Raw genomic sequence first — 21,864 nt, forward strand, 5'->3', positions numbered from 1 at the left:
TGGAGCGGTTGCTGCTTTGTTTGTTTTAAACTATTTTTGTGCAAAATTTCTATGATGAAAAATAGTGTACTTATTTTATTATTGGTTTTTAATTGTACTTATAGTCAGGGTAAATTCAGTAAAAATGATGCTGAAAAATTTCAGAAAACTATCAATACAGAATACGCAGATGCTAAGACAAGTCCTTTGAAAGAAGAGGATTTGAAGCTATTTAAATCATTGGAGTTTTATCCGATAAACAGCAGGTATTTTGTAAATGCGAAGTTTGTTCCGGCAAAAAACGAAAAGGCATTTGATATGAAAACGTCTACAAGCAGGAGACCAAAATACATTAAATATGGAACCGTTTTCTTTACGATCGATGGAGTTGCATTACAATTGAGTCTTTACCAGGATGTTCAACTTTCTAAATCAGATAAATACAAAGACCATCTATTTCTTCCTTTTTCAGATTTAACCTGTGGTAAAGGAAGTTACGCTGGAGGTAGATATATAGATTTAAAAATTCCAAAAGGTGATAGGATTTCAATTGATTTTAACCAGGCTTATAACCCGTATTGTGCTTATAATTACAAATATTCATGTCCAATTGTTCCGTCAGAAAATGATTTGAATGTAGAAATTAAAGCAGGAGTAAAAACGTTTCACTAATGGAGTTTTTTAATCTTCATACGCATCAGTTTACAAATAATCCTGATATTTTAGAATTGGTAAATCAATATCCGGTGGAATTTGATGAGTCAATTCCGTTTTATTCAATTGGAATACATCCCTGGCATATTAAGGAGAACCAGATAGATTCTGAATTACTGATTATTGAAGAAAAACTGAAAACTAAAAATTGTTTGGCAGTAGGAGAATGTGGTTTAGATAAACGAATCGAAATTTCATTAGAACAGCAGGTTACTGTTTTTGAAAAACAATTGTTTTTAGCAAAAAAGTATAACAAACCAGTAATTATTCATTGTGTTGCTGCCTATCAGGAAGTGATTTCAATAAAAAAGAAATTAAAGATTTCGGTACCGATGATTATTCATGGCTTTTCTAAAAACAGACAGGTTGCCGATCAGCTTGTTAAGGAGGGATTTTATATTTCGTTTGGGAAGTATTTATTGCAAAATCCGGATTTAAAAACAGTTTTTCAGAATATACCAAATGATCGTTTCTTTTTGGAAACCGATACAATTGAAGAGAATTTAAAACAGGTTTACAATTTAGCTTCAGAGTATAAAAATATTACAATCAAAGAATTGCAAGGTGTTATCTCAAGTAATTTTAAAAGAGTGTTTGGTAAAAAAAGTGATTAGTAAAAAGCAAAAAGTGAAATGAGTTTGTCACCCTGAGCGAAGTCGAAGGGCACTCCAATTGGACGTGGGGCTTCGACTTCGCTCAGCCTGACAGCAGAGAATTTGAAACCTGAAACAACAAATAAAACAAACTAAAAAAAATAGAATATATGGCAGAGTGGACTGAAAGAGCCGAGCTTTTATTTACTAAAGAAGGATTAGATAACTTGCAAAACTCAAATGTTTTGGTTGTAGGTTTAGGAGGAGTGGGGTCATTTGCAGCTGAATTTTTGGCAAGAGCAGGAGTAGGAAATATGACTATTGTGGATGGCGATGTTGTTGATATTACCAATATAAACAGACAATTGCCTGCTTTGCATTCGACAGTAGGCGAACCAAAAATTAAAATTGTTGGGGATCGTTTAATGGATATTAATCCTGAATTAAAGCTAACCAAAGTACAGGAATTTTTATCTCCGGAGCGTGCTTTCGAGATCGTTTCTCCTGAGTTTGATTATGTTTTGGATTGTATTGATAGTATTACGCCAAAACTGAATTTAATTATAGCTGCAAAACGCAAAAGAGTAAAAATTATTAGCAGTATGGGCGCTGGCGGAAAAATGCTGGCCTCTAAAGTTAAAGTTTCGGATATTTCCAAAACAATTAATTGTTACTTTTCTAAAGCAATCCGAAAGAGATTAAAAGCAGCAAAAATCAATAAATTAAAAGTTGTTTTTTCTTCAGAAATACAAAATGAAAAAAGCCTGAAATTAACCGATGGTAAAAATTTCAAAAAATCTTTTTACGGAACAAACAGTTATATGCCGGGATTGTTTGGTCTTCACGCTGCTGAAACCGTAATTCGGCACTTGCTTAAAAAAGAATAATTATTAAGATACTAAGGTCTAAGTTGCTAAGACTTAACTTTAATTCTTAAATTCCTTTAAAAAAAGCGTTTGCGAGCAGTAAAAACTTAGAATCTAAATATTTCAGCAACTTAAAAAAAATGATTAAAACAGTAATTTTTGATATGGATGGCGTAATCGTAGATACAGAACCCGTTCATCGTTATGCTTATTACAAACAATTTTCAGAATTAAATATTGAAGTTTCCGAAGAAATGTACACTTCATTTACAGGATTTTCAACCCGAAATACATTTCAGACTTTAAAAGGATTTTTTCCCACAATAGAAGATGGTGTTGAAGATTTGATTCAAAGAAAGAGAAGCATTTTTAATGATGCTTTTGATACTAAAGAAGATTTATATTTGTTAGAAGGTGTAGAGGATTTAATTAAGGATTTATATGCTAACGGAATTCAGTTAATCTTAGCTTCATCAGCATCAAAAGTGACTATTGATCGTGTTTTTACCCGATTTAATCTGCACCAGTATTTTTCGGCAATTGTGAGCGGTGAAGATTTCCCGCAATCAAAACCAAATCCGGCAATTTTTGTTCATGCAGCTTCATTATCAATTGCCCCGAAAGAAAATTGTATTATTATTGAAGACAGTACAAACGGTGTAAAAGCGGCAGGAGGAGCAGGGATTTTTTGTGTGGGTTACAGAAGCGAAAACTCAGAAGGTCAGGATTTATCAGAAGCAAATTTGATTATTAATCATTTTAATGAGTTAAATGCTGTCATAATATCACAATTAAGTATTTGAATTAAGTAAAATTTAACTTTTGTCCTTTTTTGAATTCGTAATTTTGAAAAAAAAACAAACAGACTTATAAAAATGAAAAAACTACTTATTGCATTAGCCATTGTTTTGGCACCTCTTGTTGCAGAAGCACAAATAAAAACACCGCAGGCCAGTCCTAAAGGCTATATTAAGCAAACCGTTGGATTGACTGATGTTGAAGTTACCTATTCAAGACCTGGTGCCAGAGGCAGAGCGGTTTTTGGAAATCTGGTTCCGTTTGGGAAATTATGGAGAACAGGAGCCAATGAAAATACAATAATCAATTTTGGAGACGACGTTATTATTGATGGTAAAACATTAAAAAAAGGAAAATATGCAATTTATACGATTCCAAGAATAGAAAGTTGGGAGGTGATTTTTTACCTTTCTACGGATAATTGGGGATTGCCGGAAAATTGGAGCGATGCTTATGTAGCTTTAAAAACAACGGTAAAAGAAGATGCATTGCCAACTCCTGTTGAAACTTTTACTATTGGTATTAATACTCTTGATCAAAATTCAGGATATTTGGAAATGGCCTGGGAAAACTCTCATATAGCCTTAAAATTTGAAGTTCCTACTGCAAAATTAGCTACAGCAAGCATTCAAAAAACGTTAGCCGGTCCAACGTGGAATGATTATTATGCTGCATCTCAGTATTTATTTCAGTCAAACGGAAACATGATTAGTGCACGTGAATATGTTGATAAAGCATTAGAAATGAGTACTGAAAAACCTTATTATGTTACGAGGTTAAAATCATTGATTCAGGCTAAACAAGGAGATAAAGCCGGTGCTGTTGAAACGGCAAAAATTTCTTTGGCTGCTGCTGAAGCTGCTAATAATCAGGATTATGTAAAAATGAATAAAGATAGTATTTCAGAATGGAGTAGATAATCTGTATTCGTTATATAAAACAAAACCCATTTTGAAAATGTTTCGAAATGGGTTTTTTATTATTCTTTAATTAAAAGATTTCTATGCCAAAGGAAGTATTGAAAGTTTGATTTGCTTCCAGAATCAGAATTCCTTCTTTTTTAAACAAATCTCCTGATTTTTTAAGTGTGTCAGAGTAGCCAAACCAAGGTTCAATACAAATAAAAGGAGCATTTTCTTTGGTCCAGATTCCTAAATTTGGAAAATCTTTAAAATCAACTTTAATATATGGTTTTGAGCTTTCAAGAATAGTTAAAGAATTTGATTCAAGAGTTTTAAAAACCAAAGCATCATTTTTAAATAATTTGTAATTTAATGAAACTACATCATTTGAGGTTTCTAAAGTTTCGGTTGTATTGGAAATTAAGCCATCTTGAAGGAGTGAATATTCCAGTTTTTCTTCTTTTTCAAATTGAATATTGTATTTTGAAAATTCTTCGGGTAAAGCAAAGGCAGGATGTGCGCCTATAGAAAAAGGAATTTGTGTTTCTTCTTTATTAATTACCCTGTAGGCTATATTCAGGTTGTTTTCTTCAAGTTTGTAAATAATCTGCAACTCAAACTTAAACGGATATTTTTTAAGCGTTTCATTATTATAGGATAAAGAAAAAGTAGCAGATGATGCTGTTTTTTCTATCAATTGAAATTCCATATCACGCGCAAAACCATGTCTTGATAAATGATAGTCTTTTTTATTAAAAGTATAAGTTTCGTTTTTTAGACTTCCAACAATCGGAAAAAGAACAGGCGAGTGTTTGGGCCAGAATTTAGGATTACCGTTCCAGATATATTCTTTGTTTTGATTGTCGATCAGAGAAAATAATTCGGCTCCCAGATGTTTAATAGAAGCTTTTAGTGTTGAATTTGATATTGTTGTATTCAAAATGATGCTTTTAAGAGAATTAAGTTAATGTAATTGTAAATATAATTTTATAAATTTTATTTTGTGTAAAAAATATTTGAAATGCTTTTTTGATAATATTTTGCTAAAATCAAATAAGAGCTTTGGTTTTTCTCTGTAAATAGCTTTTTTTTTCATTAATTTGCTATATAAACAGGTATAAAATATGAAAAGACAATCCGCTAAAGCCTTATTGACAATGGCTTTGTTTGTAGGAATTTCTTCTGTTTGGGCGCAGCAAGTACCCGCAACAGAAGGAAAATCAGTTAATAATTACAATTATCAAGATGCTTTCGCACCGCATTTTTACTCAAAAAATGGTACTCCAACCCGTTCAGCAAGTGGTCAGCCGGGTGTTGAATACTGGCAAAACAGGGCAGATTATCAAATTAATGTTAAGTTAAATGCTGCTACAAATGAAATTATAGGTACAGATGAAATTATCTATACAAACAATAGTCCGGATAAGCTGTCTTTTTTGTGGTTGAATTTAGATCAGAATTTATTCAAAAATGATTCCAGAGGAAATGCGGTTGTGCCTTTGACAGGTAGTCGTAATGGGGCTCAGGGGCAGGTTTTTGATGGGGGAAATAAAATTAAATCGGTAAAAGTAATTTCAGGAGGAAAGAAAAGTACAGAAACCGATGTGAAATATGTAGTTACAGATACCAGAATGCAAATTTTTCTTCCGGAGGAATTAGCATCGAAAGGCGGGTCTGTAAAAATTAAAATAGAGTTTTCATTCATAGCACCTTTTGAAGGTTCTGACAGAATGGGGGTTTTAGAAACTAAAAACGGTAAAATATTTACAATGGCGCAGTGGTACCCGCGTATGTGTGTGTATGATGATGTAAGAGGATGGAATACAGCGCCATATTTAGGAGCTTCTGAGTTTTATTTGGAGTATGGTAATTTTGATGTAAAGCTTACAGTGCCGGCAAATCATTATGTGGTAGGTTCCGGAGAATTGATTAATGGATCTGATGTTTTATCTGCTGAACAGTTTAAACGTTATAAAGAAGCGTCTCAAAGTGATAAAACGGTTATGATTCGTTCTGCAGAAGAAGTTGCAGCGACTGCAAATGCTAATGCAACTGCAGAAAAAACTTGGCATTATCAAATTAAAAATGCGCGTGATTTTTCATGGGCATCATCTTCGGCTTTTATCTTAGACGGTGCAAAAATCAACCTGCCAAGCGGTAAAAAATCTTTGGCACTTTCTGCTTATCCAATTGAAAGTGCAGGAAAAGACGGTTACGGACGTTCTACAGAATATGTAAAAGCATCCATTGAACATTATTCTAAACAATGGTTTGAATATCCTTATCCCGCAGCTACAAACGTGGCTGGAAACGAGGGCGGAATGGAATATCCCGGAATTGTATTTTGTAGCTGGGAATCAAAAGGAAAAGACTTATGGGGTGTTACGGATCATGAATTTGGTCATATCTGGTTTCCTATGATTGTAGGTTCAAACGAAAGATTATTCGGTTGGATGGATGAGGGCTTTAATACTTTTATAAATTCACTAAGTACTGAAGCATTTAATAATGGAGAATACAAAGAACCGGCTACAGATTTGCATGAAATGGCAGAACCTTTTACCCGCCCTGATTTAGAAACCATTATGAGTTCTCCTGATAATATGAAAGAGGGAAATATTGGTATGTTGTGTTATTTTAAACCAAGTGCCGGACTGATAATTTTAAGAGAACAGATTTTAGGAAAAGAACGTTTCGATACTGCTTTTAAAACTTATATTCAACGCTGGGCATACAAACATCCTCAGCCGGATGACTTTTTCAGGTCTATGGAAAATGTTGCGGGAGAGGATTTAAGCTGGTTCTGGAGAAGCTGGTATGTAAACAACTGGCGTTTTGATCAGGGAATTAATTCGATTAAATATGTGAAAAATGATCCTGCAAAAGGAGTAGTCATAAATATTGAAAATTTTGATAAAATGCCAATGCCAATTGTTTTGGATGTAAAGGAAAAAAGCGGAAAAGTTACAAGGGTTAATTTGCCTGTAGAAGTTTGGCAGCGTAATCATGACTGGTCTTTTAAACACAATTCTACTGAAGAAATAGAGAGTGTTACTTTAGATCCGGATCACGTATTTCCTGATCATAATGAAAGTAATAATGTTTGGACTTCGGGAAAAGGAAAAATTGAAAAAGATATTATTCTTGATGGTTATTTAGGAATTTACGTTACTAAAAATGCCCCGCTAAAAATTGAATTTTCTGAAAAAAATAGCGTTTTAAATGTAGAAATTACAGATTTTCCTAAGTTTACAGTTGAGCCAGTAGCGGATGAAAAAGATACTTTTGTATCTAACAGAGCCGGTTTAAAATTCAAATTCAATGAAGCAAAAACAGCTTTTGATATGACTGTTTTAGGGAATGGACAAGTAATTTCATTTACTAAAAAATAAAATAATTTTATTAAGTAGTTCAGCCCGATAGATTTACGGAAGTCTATCGGGCTTTTTTTTGTTTTAAAATAACATTGCATTAAAAAAATGTTAGAATTTTAAAAATTTGTTTTCTATATTAAAAAATAATGTACTTTTGCACCAATGAATAAAATAAGTTTACATATAACTTCTTTGTCACGGACAATCTCTCCTGGTACTTCTCCCGAAGTACGGATGCTATCTATATAGTATTCAAAGAGTTTTTCACCGCGTATTTATTTATATTCATTTTCATTTTGAAATCATTTAAGTTGTCCATCGGGCAAACACATACCAAAAGTATTTATTTTTTTAAAAATTTACTTAATCAACTTTTTGAATTTAAAGGTGTTACTTCTGTTGTGTCTAATCTTATTAGCTTGTTTTTTGAATTTCAAACCAAACAATACGTTTTAATATTTAACGCTAAACTTCAATTATTGAAATGAAGATCTCTATTGTTGTTACTCAGGAAGAACACTTCAAATTCGCACAGGAAATCTGCGATACAATAGAATCATCTGCCTTGTTAAGAGGTACGGGGATTGCTAAAAGAACTCCTGAATATATTCAGAAAAAAATGTCGAATGGTGATGCGATGATTGCTTTGGCAGACGGAAAATTTGCAGGCTTTTGTTATATCGAAAGCTGGCAGCATGGTCAATTCGTGGCACATTCAGGTCTAATTGTACATCCTGACTACAGAAACTTAGGTTTGGCTAAAAAGATAAAATCGAAAGTTTTTGATTATTCATTGCAAAAATATCCAAATGCAAAAATTTTTGGTATCACGACAGGTTTGGCTGTAATGAAGATTAATTCTGATTTAGGTTACAAACCCGTGCCTTTCTCAGAGCTTACAACCGATCCGAGTTTTTGGGCCGGATGTAAAACTTGTACTAATTTTCCAATTCTGCAAAGCAAGGAAAATAAAATGTGCTTATGCACCGGAATGTTATATGATCCGGCAGACAAACCAAAAGATCCTCCAAGACACCCTTTTAATGAAGCTGTTTTGAAAAGATTAAAAAAAATAAAACAAGCTCTGTTTTTAAATAAAATACTGTCTTTCGGTTTTTTATCTTAAAAATTAAATATAAAAAAGAATCTCAAACTTGCTAAATACGAAAGTATTAGCCTAAATTATAAAAAATGAAAAAAGTTGTATTAGCTTATAGTGGAGGATTAGATACCTCGTATTGTTTGAAATATTTGAAAAACGAAAAAGGATATGAAGTTCACACCGTACTTGTAGATACAGGAGGATTTAGTGAAGAAGAATTATCTGCCATTGAAAAAAGAGCTTACGAATTAGGAAGTGCACAACACGCGAACCTTACAATCGTAGACAAATATTATGATAAAGCTATAAAATATTTGATTTTCGGAAATGTATTGAAAAATAATACTTATCCGTTATCAGTAAGTGCAGAGCGTGTTTTTCAGGCAATTGAAGCTATTAAATATGCTAAAAAAGTGGAAGCAAGCGCGATCGCACACGGAAGTACAGGTGCAGGAAATGACCAAATTCGTTTTGATTTGATTTTTCAGACGATCGCTCCGGAAATCGAAATCATCACTCCAATTAGAGATTTAAAACTTTCAAGACAGGAAGAGGTTGATTATTTAGCTCAAAATGGTGTTCACTATTCTTGGGAAAAAGCACAATATTCTATCAATAAAGGACTTTGGGGAACAAGTGTTGGAGGAAAAGAAACTTTAACTTCAAGCCAGCCATTGCCAAGTGAAGCTTATCCTTCACAATTACAAAAAGAAGGTGAAGAAAAAGTGACGCTTCATTTTGAACAAGGAGAATTAGTTGCTTTAAATGGTAAAAAAGATGCTCCTGAAAAAAACATCGTAAAACTTGAAAAACTCGCAAATGCTTATGCAATTGGTAGAGATATTCACGTTGGAGATACTATTATCGGAATTAAAGGAAGAGTTGGTTTTGAAGCTGCTGCTCCGTTAATTATAATTAAAGCACACCATTTATTAGAAAAACATACGCTTGGAAAATGGCAACAATACTGGAAAGAACAGTTAGGGAACTGGTATGGAATGTTATTTCACGAAGGTCAGTTTTTGGATCCAGTGATGAGAAATATTGAAACTTTCTTGCAAGACACACAAAAAACAGTAAACGGAACGGTAACAGTTTCATTGAAACCATATCATTTTTCGCTTGATGGTATTGAATCTAAAAACGATTTAATGAACACTGGTTTTGGTCAATATGGTGAAATGAATAATGCCTGGACATCTGATGATGCAAAAGGATTTATTAAAATTCTTGGAAATGCACAAAACATATTTTCATCTGTAAATCAATTAGATCATGATTAATATCGGCATTATTGGTGGTTCGGGCTACACGGCCGGAGAACTCATCAGAATTTTAATGTATCATCCAAATGTAAACATCGATTTTGTTTACAGTACAACGAATGCCGGAAAACCCCTTTCTGTAGCGCATCACGATCTAATGGGTGATATTGAAATGAATTTTACGGATAAAATCAATCCAGAGGTAAATGTTGTTTTCTTGTGTTTGGGTCACGGAAAATCGATTTCTTTTTTAAAGGAAAATCAGTTTGGAAACCACACCAAAATCATCGATTTAGGAAACGATTTCAGACTGAACAAAGATGCTCATTTCGAAGGAAAGGATTTCGTTTACGGTCTGCCTGAAATCAATAAAGCAGAAATTAAAAAAGCAAATTATATCGCAAATCCGGGTTGTTTTGCAACTGCTATTCAGCTGGCTTTATTGCCTTTAGCAAAACACAATTTGCTAAACAATGATGTACATATTAATGCTACAACAGGAAGTACAGGAGCAGGAGTAAGTCTTTCTGAAACTTCTCATTTTAGCTGGAGAAATAATAATATGTCGCATTATAAAGCTTTTGAACATCAGCATTTAGGAGAAATTGGAGAAAGTTTGGTTCAGTTGCAGGATGATTTCGACAGCGAATTGCTTTTTATTCCGAACAGAGGAGATTTTCCAAGAGGAATTTTTGCAACCTTATATACATTATGTGATGATAGTTTGGAAAATTTGGTTGCAAAATACGAAGAGTTCTATAAAAACGAACCTTTCGTAACGGTTACAACAACAAACATCAACATGAAACAAGTGGTTCAGACGAATAAATGTATCATTAGTTTATTGAAAAAAGGAAACCGGGTTCTCATAACATCAATTATAGATAACTTAACCAAAGGTGCTTCAGGACAAGCGATTCAAAATATGAATTTAATGTTCGGATTAGAAGAAACCACAGGTTTACATTTGAAACCAAGCGGATTTTAGGAAAAAATTGTTTCAGGTTTATAGTTTCAAGTTTTACGTTCTGTGCGTAACTTGAAATCCAAATACTGAAACTCAAATCAGTTTCAGGTTTAAAATTCCAAGTTTCACGTTCTGTAAGCAACTTGAAACTTTAAACCTGAAACAAAATAAACAAAATAAACAAAATAAAAATGAACTTATTCAACGTTTACCCATTATACGACATCACTCCGGTAAAAGCAATTGATTGTACCATTATCGACGACAAAGGAGTAGAATATTTAGACCTATATAGCGGACATGGTGTGATTTCTATCGGACACACGCAGCCGGATTATGTAGAAAAATTGAAGAATCAATTAGATCATTTAGGTTTTTATTCGAATGCGATTCAGAATCCTTTACAGGTTGAATTGGCACAGAAATTAGGAAAGCTTTCCGGATTAGAAGATTACGAATTGTTTTTATGCAGTTCTGGTGCTGAAGCCAATGAAAATGCTTTAAAATTAGCCTCTTTCCATAACGGAAAATCAAGAGTAGTAGCTTTTCATAATTCTTTCCACGGAAGAACTTCTGCAGCAGTTGCCGTTACCGATAACAAAAAAATCGTAGCGCCAATTAATGCACAGCAAGTGGTTACTTTTTTACCCTTAAACCAAATCGAATTAGTTGAAGCGGAATTGGCTAAAGGAGATGTTACTGCGGTAATTATCGAAGGAATTCAGGGTGTTGGAGGTTTAGACCAGGGAACAACTGAATTTTTTCAGGCTTTAGAAAAATCATGTAAAAAACACGATGTTGTTTTAATTTTAGACGAAGTACAATCAGGATACGGAAGAAGCGGAAAATTTTTCGCATTCCAGCATCACGGAATCAACGCTGATATTATTTCAGTTGCAAAAGGAATGGGGAACGGTTTTCCGGTTGGAGCAATCTTGATTTCTCCAAAATTCGAAGCAAGTTTTGGATTATTAGGAACTACTTTCGGCGGAAGTCACTTGTCATGTGCAGCTGGAATCGCAGTTTTAGATGTAATTGAAAAACTGGATTTACAGAAAAATGTAAATGAAGTTTATGAATATTTCTTAGAAAAAATCAAAGAAGTTGAGGGAATCAAACAAGTAAAAGGAAAAGGTTTGATGCTGGGAGTAGAATTTGATTTTGATGTAGCGGCGCTAAGAAAGAAATTAATTATCGAAAAACACATTTTTACAGGAAGCGCAAACAACAAAAATCTGCTTAGAATCTTACCACCGCTTACAGTAAAAAAAGCGGATATTGACACGTTTGTAAAAGCTTTGAAAGAAAGTTTAGAAGAACTTAAAAATTAATTTACCAATATACTATATTAATTTGTTTAATTGTTTAACTGGTTAGACGATTAAACAATTAAATAAATTAACGATTAACCAATTAAACCAAAAAAATGAATCCATTATCAATTGAAAAACGAAATCTGGTTTTGCATTCCATGGCAAACTTGGTCGAGCAGGAGCGGAGTTCTATTATTTTAACCAATAAAGAAGATCTTGATGCTTACGATGGTTCTGATTTAGCAATGGAAGAGCGCCTGAAAGTAGATGATAAAAAAGTTGATGAGATGATTTTATCTTTAAATCAATTGGCTGCTCAGGAAGATCCTGTTGGGGTCGAACGTTTTAGTTTTGTTCATGATAATGGAATTCGGGTAACGAATAAAACAGCTGTATTTGGCACGGTTTTAATTATTTATGAATCCCGACCTGATGTAACAATTGAAGCAGGAGGGATTGCTTTTAAATCCGGGAATAAAATTTTATTAAAAGGCGGAAAAGAATCTTTAAAATCAAATTTAAAGATTGTAAGTCTTTGGCATAAAGCTCTGGAAGAAAATGGTGTTTCTAAAGACTGGGTTGAGTATTTGAATTATAATCGCACAGAAACTCAGGCTTTCTTAGAAAATCCGACTCAAAAAGTGGATTTGATTGTACCTCGTGGTGGAGAAAAACTGATTGAGTTTGTTAAAAAACATGCAACTTGTCCGGTTATTGTAAGCGGTCGAGGAAATAATTTTGTTTATGTGCAACAGGAAGCCGATTTGGAAATTGCTTTAAAAGTAATTCTGAATGCCAAAACTGCTAAAATTTCTGCCTGTAATGCTGTTGATAAAGTTTTAATTGATAACAGAATAGAAAATTTTGAAGGTTTTACAGCCATGTTAATTGAAGCCTTAACTGAGTCTAAAGTTGAAATTTTGGTTGACAAATCGCTGGAAACATTTAAAAATACAAAACCGCTTTCAGATGAAAATATCTGGTACGAAGAATTTTTAGATTATAAAATTGTTATCGGAACAGTTAATTCAGATTCTGAGGCTATTTCAAAAATTAATAAATATTGTGGCGGGCATTCGGCTTCAATCATTACAAAAAATGATAAAATAGCACAGGATTTTATGGAAAGTATTGATGCTGCAGCGGTTTATCAAAATGTTTCAACCCGATTTACAGATGGTTTTCAGTTAGGTTTGGGTGGTGAATTGGCGATTAGTACAGACAAATTACATCAAAGAGGACCAATTGGATTACAGCATCTTGTTACCAATAAATGGTATATTTACGGAGAAGGACAAATTAGGTAATTGAGGTAATGTGAAAATTGAGGTAATTAGATAATTTTGAAAACTCTAAAAAAAAATAGGATTTCAGCGTCTTAAAACCTTAGCATCTTTTAGAAAAAATGGCTAAAAAACGGATTTTATTAAAAATAGGAAGTAATACTTTAACCAAAGAAACCAATCATATTTCGCGGGGAAAGATTGAAGACCTCGGAATACAGATTGCAGCTTTAAATGACGAATATGAATTTATCATAGTAAGCTCCGGAGCAATTGCGGCGGCAAAGCAATTTGTAAAGCTGGATAATCAGGATAAAGATGTTTTTGTAAAGCAGGCTTTGGCCTCCATCGGACAGCCTCATTTAATGCGAATTTACAATGAAAACTTTAAGGATTTAGGATTGAATACTTCACAATGTCTACTTTCTTATTCTGATTTCGAAAAAGAGCAGACCAAAAAGAACATTGTAAATACAATAAATGTATTAGTTAAAAACAATTACATCCCGATTATCAATGAAAATGATACCGTTGCGACAGATGAAATTCGGTTTGGGGATAACGATAAATTAGCGGCTTTAACTGCAGTATTGCTAAATGTTGATATTCTGATAATTGCAACCAATACAAACGGAATATATACAAAAGCATCCATCCATGATGAAACTCCGGAAACGATAAAATTGGTTAATGATTTAAAAACGCTTGAAAAAGAAATCGGAGATTCAAAATCATCACACGGAACAGGAGGGATGCAGTCGAAAATTGAAGCTGCCGGAATCGCAAAAGCAGCCAACATAGAAACCTGGATCGTCAATGGATTAAATGATAATTTTATTCTGCGGGCATTAAAAGACGAAATTCCTTTTACTAAAATAATCTAATGAGTCAATTAGAAAATTAGTTAATTAGATAATGCACAATTATCCAATTTTCTAATTATCACATTATCCAAATTAATTAAAAAAACATGAACTACATTTCAATAAAAGATATCGACTCATTATCAAAATGGGTAAAAAGTGCGATAAAAATCAAAAAAGATCCGCTTAAGAATAAGAAACTCGGAAAGAACAAAACTTTGATAATGTTGTTTTTTAATTCTAGTTTAAGAACTCGTTTAAGTACACAAAAGGCGGCCATGAATTTAGGAATGAATGTTATGGTGATGAATTTTGGCAGCGAAGGCTGGACTTTAGAATTTGAAGACGGCGCTGTAATGAATTCGGGTGCTTCAGAACACATTAAAGAAGCTGCTGAAGTAGTTTCTCAATATGGTGATATCATTGCAATACGTGCCTTTGCAGGTTTAGTTGACAAAGAAAAAGATTATGCAGAAACTGTTATTTCAGGGTTTTTAAAACATGCTACAGTACCAATCGTAAATATGGAAAGTGCTGTACGTCATCCATTACAGTCCTTAGCAGATGCGATTACGATGGAAGAATTCAAAACAAAACACAAGCCCAAAGTAGTGCTTTCCTGGGCACCACATCCAAGAGCTTTGCCACAGGCTGTAGCAAATTCATTTGTTGAAATGATGCAAATGCAAAAAGATATGGATTTTGTAATCACACATCCGGAAGGATATGAATTGAGTCCGGAAATTACAAAAGACTGCAAAATCGAATACGATCAAAACAAAGCTTTCGAAAATGCCGATTTTGTTTACGTAAAAAACTGGAGTAATTTTAACGATTACGGAAAAGTAACCAACAGCGATCCTAACTGGACCGTTACAGCCGAAAAAATGGCTTTAACCAACAACGGAAAATTCATGCATTGTCTTCCGGTTCGTCGTAACGTAATTGTAAGCGATGAAGTAATTGATAGTGAAAATTCAATCGTAATTGAACAAGCAAATAACAGAACGTATTCGGCACAATTAGTGTTGCAGAAGATTTTGAAGAAATTGAAATAAAGCTTCTAAGATTCTGAGTTGCTAAGCTGCTAAGTGTTTCAGAATCAAAAAAAAAACTTAGCAGCTTAGAATCTCAGCAACTTAGCACCTTATGCAAGTATCAGTAATAAAAATAGGTGGAAACATCATCGATAATCCAACAGAATTAGAACAATTCTTAACTGATTTTTCTAAAATAGAAGGACATAAAGTTTTAGTTCACGGAGGCGGAAAATCGGCTACGAAAATGGCACAGAGTATTGGCTTGGTTCCACAAATGATTGACGGACGCCGAATCACAGATGCTCCAATGCTGGACGTCGTGGTAATGGTTTATGCAGGACAAATCAATAAACATATTGTCGCGCAATTGCAGGCGAAAGATAACAATGCAATTGGTTTTTCGGGAGCTGACGGGAATTTAATCCAATCTGTAAAGCGAAATCATCCGACAATAGATTACGGATTTGTTGGCGACGTAAAACAAGTTAACACCAAATTACTGGCTACTTTATTAGAAGCCGGAGTTGTGCCGGTTTTTTGTGCTATTACGCATGATAAAAATGGACAATTATTAAATACAAATGCGGACACAATTGCAAGCGAATTGTCAATTGCATTGTCAGAAGTTTTTGATGTTACGCTGACTTATTGTTTTGAAAAACAAGGTGTTTTGCAGGATTCAGAAGACGATTCGTCGGTGATTACAGAGATCAACGAAGTATTATACAATAAACTGAAAGAGGAAAAAGTAATCCATTCCGGAATGATTCCAAAATTGGATAATTGCTTTAACAGCTTATCACGCGGTGTGAAGAAAATCAAAATTGGGCATCACAGAATGCTTCAAAATTCAGATATTTTGCATACAACAATTACATTATAAGATATAGCCACAGATTAAAAGGATTAAAAAATCAGTGAAAATCCTTTAATCTGTGGCAAAAAAATAGAATTGCGCAGTACTTTTAAATTTTAATTTAAGAAATTTGCGCAAATTAAAAATGTCACAGATTTCAAGAGATTATGTGACTTCGAGCCTTAGCGGCAAAGAAACCATACTATGAAAAATATTGCAACGCTTACCCAGGAAGCAATTGATTTATTAAGAAACCTGATTGAAACCCCTTCATTTTCAAGTGAAGAAGATCAAACGGCTCTTTTAATAGAAAATTGGTTCAATCAGAATGAGATTCCTTTTAAAAGAGAAAATAACAATGTGTGGGCTTTCAATAAATATTTCGATGAAAATAAACCTACACTTTTACTAAACTCACATCACGATACTGTAAGACCCAATCAGGCTTATACCAATGATCCTTTCAAAGCGATCGAAAAAGAAGGTAAATTATTTGGTTTAGGAAGTAATGATGCCGGAGGCTGTCTGGTTTCGTTGTTGGCGACGTTTGTACATTTTTACGAAAATCAAAATTTATCACATAATATCGTCATTGTTGCTTCCGCCGAGGAAGAAAGTAGCGGAAAAAACGGATTAAACAGTGTTTTAAAAAGCTTGCCAGAATTAGATTGTGCCATTGTTGGAGAACCAACATTAATGCAATTAGCAGTTGCCGAAAAAGGTTTATTAGTTCTTGATGTCAAAGTAAAAGGAACCGCAAGCCACGCCGCACATCAAAACGACGATAATGCTTTATACAAATCAATTCCGGTAATGGAATGGTTTAAAAACTATAAATTCGACAAAATCTCAGACGTTTTAGGTCCTGTAAAAATGACTGTAACCCAGATAAACGCCGGGAAACAGCATAATGTAGTTCCGTCAGAATGTGATTTGGTGGTTGATATTAGGGTAAACGACTGTTACACTAATTCTGAAATTTTAGAAGTAGTTACAGCCAATGTAAATGCCGAAGTGAAACCAAGATCCATGCATTTAAACGCATCATCTATTCCAATTGCTCATGGTCTGGTTCAGGCCGGAATAGCTTTAGGAAGAACCACTTATGGCTCTCCAACATTATCAGATCAATCGGTGTTGAGTTGCCAGTCCTTGAAATTAGGACCAGGAGAAACCCTACGGTCGCATTCAGCAGACGAATTTATTTTTGTAAATGAAATTGAAGAAGGAGTCGACTTGTATATCAAAATACTAACCGATTTCTTTAAATTATAAATCAATTATATTTTATAGTTTTTAACGAGAACAATTAAATATGCAAAGGCCTATTTTACTTTATCAAACATCAGACAGCAATATAAATGTTGAAGTAACATATATAGATGAAAGTTTTTGGTTAAGTCAAAAAGCTATTGCGCAATTGTTTGGTGTTGAATCAAATACTGTGACTTATCATCTAAAAGAAATTTTTAAAAGCGAGGAATTAGAGGAAATTTCAACTACTCGAAAAATTAGAGTACTTCAAAAAGAAGGAAATCGTGATGTAAATCGCGAAATTGATTTTTACAATCTGGATGCTATTATTGCAATTGGTTACAGGGTAAATTCAAAGCAAGCAACCCAATTTAGAATTTGGGCAACAAAAACCTTAAAAGAGTTTATTATAAAAGGCTTTGTATTAAATGATGAAATGCTAAAAAATGGGTCATCATTTGGTAAGGACTATTTTGAAGAATTATTAGATAAAATTAGAGAAATAAGATCTTCTGAAAGAAGATTTTATCAAAAAATAACTGATATTTATGCTCTGTCTGCAGATTATGATAATAATGCAATAGAGACAAAAAGTTTTTTTGCGTCTGTTCAAAATAAATTACATTGGGCAATTTCTGGTAAAACAGCAGCAGAAATTATTTATACAGAAGCAGATGCCACAAAGGTTCATATGGGTTTGTCAACTTGGAAAGATGCTCCTGATGGAAAAATACAAAGATCTGATGTTGTAATTGCTAAGAATTATTTGAGTAAAAATCATATCCAGGAATTAAATAGAATAGTTTCTGCCTATTTGGATTTAGCTGAAAATAATGCTAAAAGACAATTACTAATGAAAATGGAAGATTGGAGTAATTTTTTGAATAATTTTCTTCAACTTTCTAATTATCCAATTTTGCTCGATAAAGGTAAAATTTCGCAATTAGAGTCAAAGATAAAAGCTGAATCTGAGTTTGAAAAATTCAGAATTATTCAAGACAAAAATTATATATCTGATTTTGATAAAGAAATTTTAAAAATAAAAAAGTAAGATACTTAAAATAATAATTTCAGCAGGATTTTTAAATCAGTTGAATTTCTAAAAATATAATCTATGAAACTTTGGGAAAAAGGAATACCAACAGATAAACAAATCGAACAATTCACAGTTGGAAACGATCGTGAATTGGATTTAGTTTTAGCAAAATATGATGCTTTAGGTTCAATCGCACATGCCAAAATGTTAGGTCAGATTGGTTTACTTACTCAGGAAGAAACGACTTCTTTAGTTGATGCATTAAATGAAATCATCGCTGACATCGTTGTTGGAAATTTCGAAATCGAAGACAGTTTTGAAGATGTACATTCCAAAATCGAATATTTACTAACTGTAAAATTGGGCGATGCCGGAAAAAAAATCCATACCGCACGTTCCCGTAACGATCAGGTTTTAGTAGATGTTCATTTGTATTTAAAAGACGAATTAAAAGCGATAAAAGAACAGGTAAAAACGCTTTTTGATTTGCTAATGGAGTCTGCAGAAAAACATCAAAACGTATTATTGCCGGGTTATACGCATTTGCAAATTGCGATGCCATCGTCGTTCGGAATGTGGTTTTCTGCTTATGCGGAAAGTTTAATCGATGATATTACGATGCTGAACGCCGCTTCAAAAATTGTAGATCAGAATCCGTTAGGTTCTGCGGCAGGTTACGGAAGTTCTTTCCCAATCAACAGAACCTTTACAACTCAGGAATTAGGTTTTGAAACCTTAAAATACAATGCTGTTGCAGCACAAATGAGTCGTGGAAAAGCAGAAAAAACAGTCGCTTTTGCGATGACAAGTGTGGCAGGAACGTTATCAAAATTTGCCATGGATGTTTGTTTGTACATGAGCCAGAATTTTGATTTTATTGGTCTTCCGGCGCATCTTACAACAGGATCGAGTATTATGCCTCACAAGAAAAATCCGGATGTTTTCGAATTAATCAGAGGAAAATGCAATAAGATTCAGGCGCTTCCATACGAAATCACTTTAATTACCAATAATCTTCCAAGCGGTTATCACAGAGATTTACAGCTTTTGAAAGAAGGTTTATTTCCTGCGATTCAAAATTTAAAAGCTTGTTTGGATATAGCCATATTTTCAATTAAAGATATTACGGTGAAAGATCATATTTTAGAAGATAAAAAATACGATTATTTGTTTACTGTAGATACTTTAAACGAAATGGTGGTTGATGGAATGCCATTTAGAGATGCTTATAAAGCCGTTGCAGAACAGTTAGAAGCCGGAACGTATAAGTCTCCAAAAGAAACCAAACATACACACGAAGGAAGCATCAATAATTTGTGTTTAGACGCGATAAAAGATAAAATGAAAGTCGCTTTTTAAAAGTTCTTTCTAAAAAATACAGAAACCGATTTGTGAATTGTACAAATCGGTTTTTTTATTCTTTAAAACTTAAGAAATTTCGACCTAATTATATACATTTGAGAATTACTTTTAAATTATGACGAAATTTGACGAACAGGCAGTTCAAAATCTATTTGAGAAAAATCTAATTACTGAAAATCAGTTTCAGGAAATAAAAACGTATCGTGTTCTTAATATTTTTTCATTACATGCAGAATTAAAATTATTTCTTTATTTATCCGTATTGCTATTTACTACAGGAATCGGAATATTAATTTACGAGAATATTGATACAATCGGTCATATTGCTATTCTTTGCTTGCTTCTTATTGTTATTGCAGTTTGTTTTTATTACTGTTTTAAAAATTCGAAAGGATTTCAGAAAGCAGAAGCTACTTTTGAACATCCCGTTTTAGAATATTTGGTTTTAGCAGGGAATATTTTGACCTGTATATTTATCGGTTATCTGCAGTTTCAATACAAACCCTTTGGAGAACATTACGGATTAGCAACTTTGATTCCAACGGTCGTGAGTTTTTTCTGTGCTTACTATTTCGACAATAAAAGTGTTTTAACGATTGCGGTTACAGGATTGGCAGCTTATGTCGGACTTTCGGTAACACCACAAGACATTTTTAATGACAGTAATAATTTATACGCAAGCCAGAGTTTGAGCTATTCAGCTGTTATGTTGGGAGTTTTATTAATTTTATGGACTATTTACAGTAATCGAATTTTACTAAAAAAGCACTTTAGCTTAATTTTTCTAACTTTTGCATTACATATTATCAGCATTGCATCTATTAGTAATCTTACCAATTACGATACGCTGACCTGGTTAATATTTGCTGTTGTTTTGGCGTGTTCGACGTATTATTTTTATAAAGTCAGTTATGATAACAAAGCAATGTCTTTGTATGTGTTTATGATTCTTTACGGATATATTGGAGCAAATATATTTTTGTTCAGAATATTTGAAGGTGTTGATTTTTCTGCCATTTGGGAATTGTTCTTTTTTCTTTTACCGGCCTATTTCATTGGTTCGATAGTATTATTTATAAAACTGATTAAAAAATTCAATAAAGAAATAGCCGAATGATAGTATACGATAAAAAAATGTTGGATAATGAGATTCTGACAGATAAAGCAGATGTTTTGTGTAAAGGAGGTTTTATCAGTAAGGAACAGAAGAAGTTTATTGAAAAAGAATTACCTGTTTTAAAAGGTCAAAACAATATTCTGGTTAGAATAGGATTCTTTTTATTGGGCTGTTTATTATATCTTTCGATTTGTGGAGCTATTTCTATTTTTGGATTGAACACTGAAGATGCATATCTGCAAATCTGCTGTTATCTTTTTGCGGTAGTTGGATTTATTGGGACTGAATTACTGGCAGCACAAAATTATCATAATAATGGTTTGGATGATGCTTTTATTTTGGGAGCGCTTTTAAATCTTGGAGTTGCGATTGGTATTACCACAGAGGGATATGAAGCTGTAATTGCTTTTTTTGTTGCAATTGGAGCATTTTTTATGTTCATTCGATATGTTTATCTATTGTCGATGTTAGTCTTTTGTATGGCAGTTACAGCTTTTTTATTTTTTGTAATGTTTGAATTTGGTGATATTGGAAAATCAATCTTGCCTTTCACAGCAATGATTTTTGCAGGATTTTTTTATTTTTTGACTAAAAAAATGATAAGTCGACTAACCGAAAGCTATTATTACAACGGACTTTTACTGGCAAACAGCTTTTGTTTAGTTTTGTTTTATCTTTCTTGTAACTATTTGGTTGTAAGAGAGCTTTCTGCTGAACTTTTAGGAACCGAAGTGAAACCAGGTACAGATAATCCGTTTGCATTTTTCTTTTATGCCTTTACGTTTATTGTTCCGGCAGTTTATTTGGTTCAGTCCATAAAGACAAAAGACAGAATAATGCTTTGGATTAGTTTTTTAGCGATTGGATTTTCAATTTATACCATTCGGTTTTACTATTCAGTTTTGCCAATTGAGGTTGCACTTACACTTGGAGGTCTTGTATTATTTGCAATAGCTTATTTTTCAATTAAAGCATTAAAAGAAAAAGAAAGAGGATTAACATTCAGGCCTGACAGAATAAATCATTCCGATAATTTTCTAAATGCCGAAGCATTAGTAATTGCTTCAACATTTGCAATTAAACCAGAAGTTAAACCGTCTGAGTCTCCAATGGAATTTGGTGGTGGAGGTTTTAGCGGAGGCGGCTCAGGTGAGAGTTTTTAAAATCAAAGTTTAGAATT

20 protein-coding genes are annotated in these 21,864 nt (G+C 33.2%); 19 read left to right on the forward strand and 1 reads right to left on the reverse strand.

Annotated features, from left to right (window positions below; genetic code table 11):
• Positions 1-51 precede the first annotated feature (51 nt).
• From FLV_RS13230 to FLV_RS13250, 5 genes are all read left to right on the forward strand, one after another.
• On the forward strand, positions 52-651 hold the full coding sequence (locus tag FLV_RS13230; RefSeq protein ID WP_243234498.1) for a DUF1684 domain-containing protein: 600 nt from the start codon (positions 52-54) through the stop codon (positions 649-651).
• Positions 651-1,307, forward strand: coding sequence for a TatD family hydrolase (locus FLV_RS13235; RefSeq protein WP_243234499.1), 657 nt, complete (start codon positions 651-653; stop codon positions 1,305-1,307). The genes FLV_RS13230 and FLV_RS13235 overlap by 1 nt, the downstream gene beginning before the upstream one ends.
• Before the next feature lie 149 nt (positions 1,308-1,456).
• On the forward strand, positions 1,457-2,173 hold the full coding sequence (locus FLV_RS13240) for a ThiF family adenylyltransferase (protein ID WP_243234500.1): 717 nt from the start codon (positions 1,457-1,459) through the stop codon (positions 2,171-2,173).
• 119 nt (positions 2,174-2,292) lie between these two features.
• The gene (locus FLV_RS13245) at positions 2,293-2,955 is read left to right on the forward strand and encodes an HAD family hydrolase (RefSeq protein ID WP_243234501.1); all 663 of its coding nucleotides are present in this window, start codon (positions 2,293-2,295) and stop codon (positions 2,953-2,955) included.
• Positions 2,956-3,027: 72 nt separating this feature from the next.
• Positions 3,028-3,870, forward strand: a complete 843-nt coding sequence (locus FLV_RS13250) for a DUF2911 domain-containing protein (RefSeq protein WP_243234502.1) — start codon at positions 3,028-3,030, stop codon at positions 3,868-3,870.
• A 70-nt stretch (positions 3,871-3,940) separates the two neighbouring features.
• Here the strand turns inward: FLV_RS13250 and FLV_RS13255 are convergent, their stop codons facing one another.
• Entirely contained in the window at positions 3,941-4,792 is an 852-nt protein-coding gene (locus FLV_RS13255; protein WP_243234503.1) for an aldose 1-epimerase family protein, read from the reverse strand.
• Positions 4,793-4,976: 184 nt separating this feature from the next.
• Between FLV_RS13255 and FLV_RS13260 the strand changes: the two genes are divergently transcribed.
• From FLV_RS13260 to FLV_RS13325, 14 genes are all read left to right on the forward strand, one after another.
• Positions 4,977-7,244 carry a M1 family metallopeptidase gene (locus FLV_RS13260; protein WP_243234504.1) on the forward strand — a complete coding sequence of 756 codons (2,268 nt, stop codon included), beginning with the start codon at positions 4,977-4,979 and terminating at the stop codon, positions 7,242-7,244.
• 466 nt (positions 7,245-7,710) lie between these two features.
• Positions 7,711-8,352, forward strand: a complete 642-nt coding sequence (locus FLV_RS13265) for a GNAT family N-acetyltransferase (RefSeq protein WP_243234505.1) — start codon at positions 7,711-7,713, stop codon at positions 8,350-8,352.
• 65 nt (positions 8,353-8,417) lie between these two features.
• The gene (locus FLV_RS13270) at positions 8,418-9,611 is read left to right on the forward strand and encodes an argininosuccinate synthase (RefSeq protein WP_243234506.1); all 1,194 of its coding nucleotides are present in this window, start codon (positions 8,418-8,420) and stop codon (positions 9,609-9,611) included.
• The gene (argC, locus tag FLV_RS13275) at positions 9,604-10,581 is read left to right on the forward strand and encodes an N-acetyl-gamma-glutamyl-phosphate reductase (RefSeq protein ID WP_243234507.1); all 978 of its coding nucleotides are present in this window, start codon (positions 9,604-9,606) and stop codon (positions 10,579-10,581) included. Before FLV_RS13270 ends, argC begins: the two co-directional genes overlap by 8 nt.
• 170 nt (positions 10,582-10,751) lie before the next feature.
• Positions 10,752-11,891 (forward strand): aspartate aminotransferase family protein, encoded by a 1,140-nt coding sequence (locus FLV_RS13280; RefSeq protein WP_243234508.1) that lies wholly within the window; start codon positions 10,752-10,754, stop codon positions 11,889-11,891.
• A gap of 95 nt (positions 11,892-11,986) precedes the next feature.
• Positions 11,987-13,180, forward strand: coding sequence for a glutamate-5-semialdehyde dehydrogenase (locus FLV_RS13285; protein ID WP_243234509.1), 1,194 nt, complete (start codon positions 11,987-11,989; stop codon positions 13,178-13,180).
• Between the two features lie 98 nt (positions 13,181-13,278).
• Positions 13,279-14,040: a glutamate 5-kinase gene (gene proB / locus FLV_RS13290; protein WP_243234510.1), complete on the forward strand. Its 762-nt coding sequence runs from the start codon at positions 13,279-13,281 to the stop codon at positions 14,038-14,040.
• Between the two features lie 86 nt (positions 14,041-14,126).
• The gene (locus FLV_RS13295) at positions 14,127-15,077 is read left to right on the forward strand and encodes an N-acetylornithine carbamoyltransferase (RefSeq protein WP_243234511.1); all 951 of its coding nucleotides are present in this window, start codon (positions 14,127-14,129) and stop codon (positions 15,075-15,077) included.
• 91 nt (positions 15,078-15,168) lie between these two features.
• The gene (gene argB, locus FLV_RS13300; RefSeq protein ID WP_243234512.1) at positions 15,169-15,942 is read left to right on the forward strand and encodes an acetylglutamate kinase; all 774 of its coding nucleotides are present in this window, start codon (positions 15,169-15,171) and stop codon (positions 15,940-15,942) included.
• A gap of 177 nt (positions 15,943-16,119) precedes the next feature.
• Positions 16,120-17,190 (forward strand): M20 family metallo-hydrolase, encoded by a 1,071-nt coding sequence (locus FLV_RS13305; RefSeq protein WP_243234513.1) that lies wholly within the window; start codon positions 16,120-16,122, stop codon positions 17,188-17,190.
• 40 nt (positions 17,191-17,230) lie between these two features.
• On the forward strand, positions 17,231-18,220 hold the full coding sequence (locus FLV_RS13310; RefSeq protein WP_243234514.1) for a virulence RhuM family protein: 990 nt from the start codon (positions 17,231-17,233) through the stop codon (positions 18,218-18,220).
• Positions 18,221-18,283: 63 nt separating this feature from the next.
• Positions 18,284-19,564 (forward strand): argininosuccinate lyase, encoded by a 1,281-nt coding sequence (gene argH, locus FLV_RS13315; RefSeq protein WP_243234515.1) that lies wholly within the window; start codon positions 18,284-18,286, stop codon positions 19,562-19,564.
• Positions 19,565-19,682: 118 nt separating this feature from the next.
• Positions 19,683-20,684 carry a DUF2157 domain-containing protein gene (locus FLV_RS13320; protein WP_243234516.1) on the forward strand — a complete coding sequence of 334 codons (1,002 nt, stop codon included), beginning with the start codon at positions 19,683-19,685 and terminating at the stop codon, positions 20,682-20,684.
• Positions 20,681-21,847: a hypothetical protein gene (locus tag FLV_RS13325; protein WP_243234517.1), complete on the forward strand. Its 1,167-nt coding sequence runs from the start codon at positions 20,681-20,683 to the stop codon at positions 21,845-21,847. The genes FLV_RS13320 and FLV_RS13325 overlap by 4 nt, the downstream gene beginning before the upstream one ends.
• The last annotated feature ends 17 nt before the right edge of the window (positions 21,848-21,864 follow it).

Origin of the sequence: Flavobacterium pectinovorum (assembly GCF_022802975.1) — a bacterium.
In the GTDB taxonomy this organism is placed as follows: Bacteria; Bacteroidota; Bacteroidia; order Flavobacteriales; family Flavobacteriaceae; genus Flavobacterium; species Flavobacterium pectinovorum_B.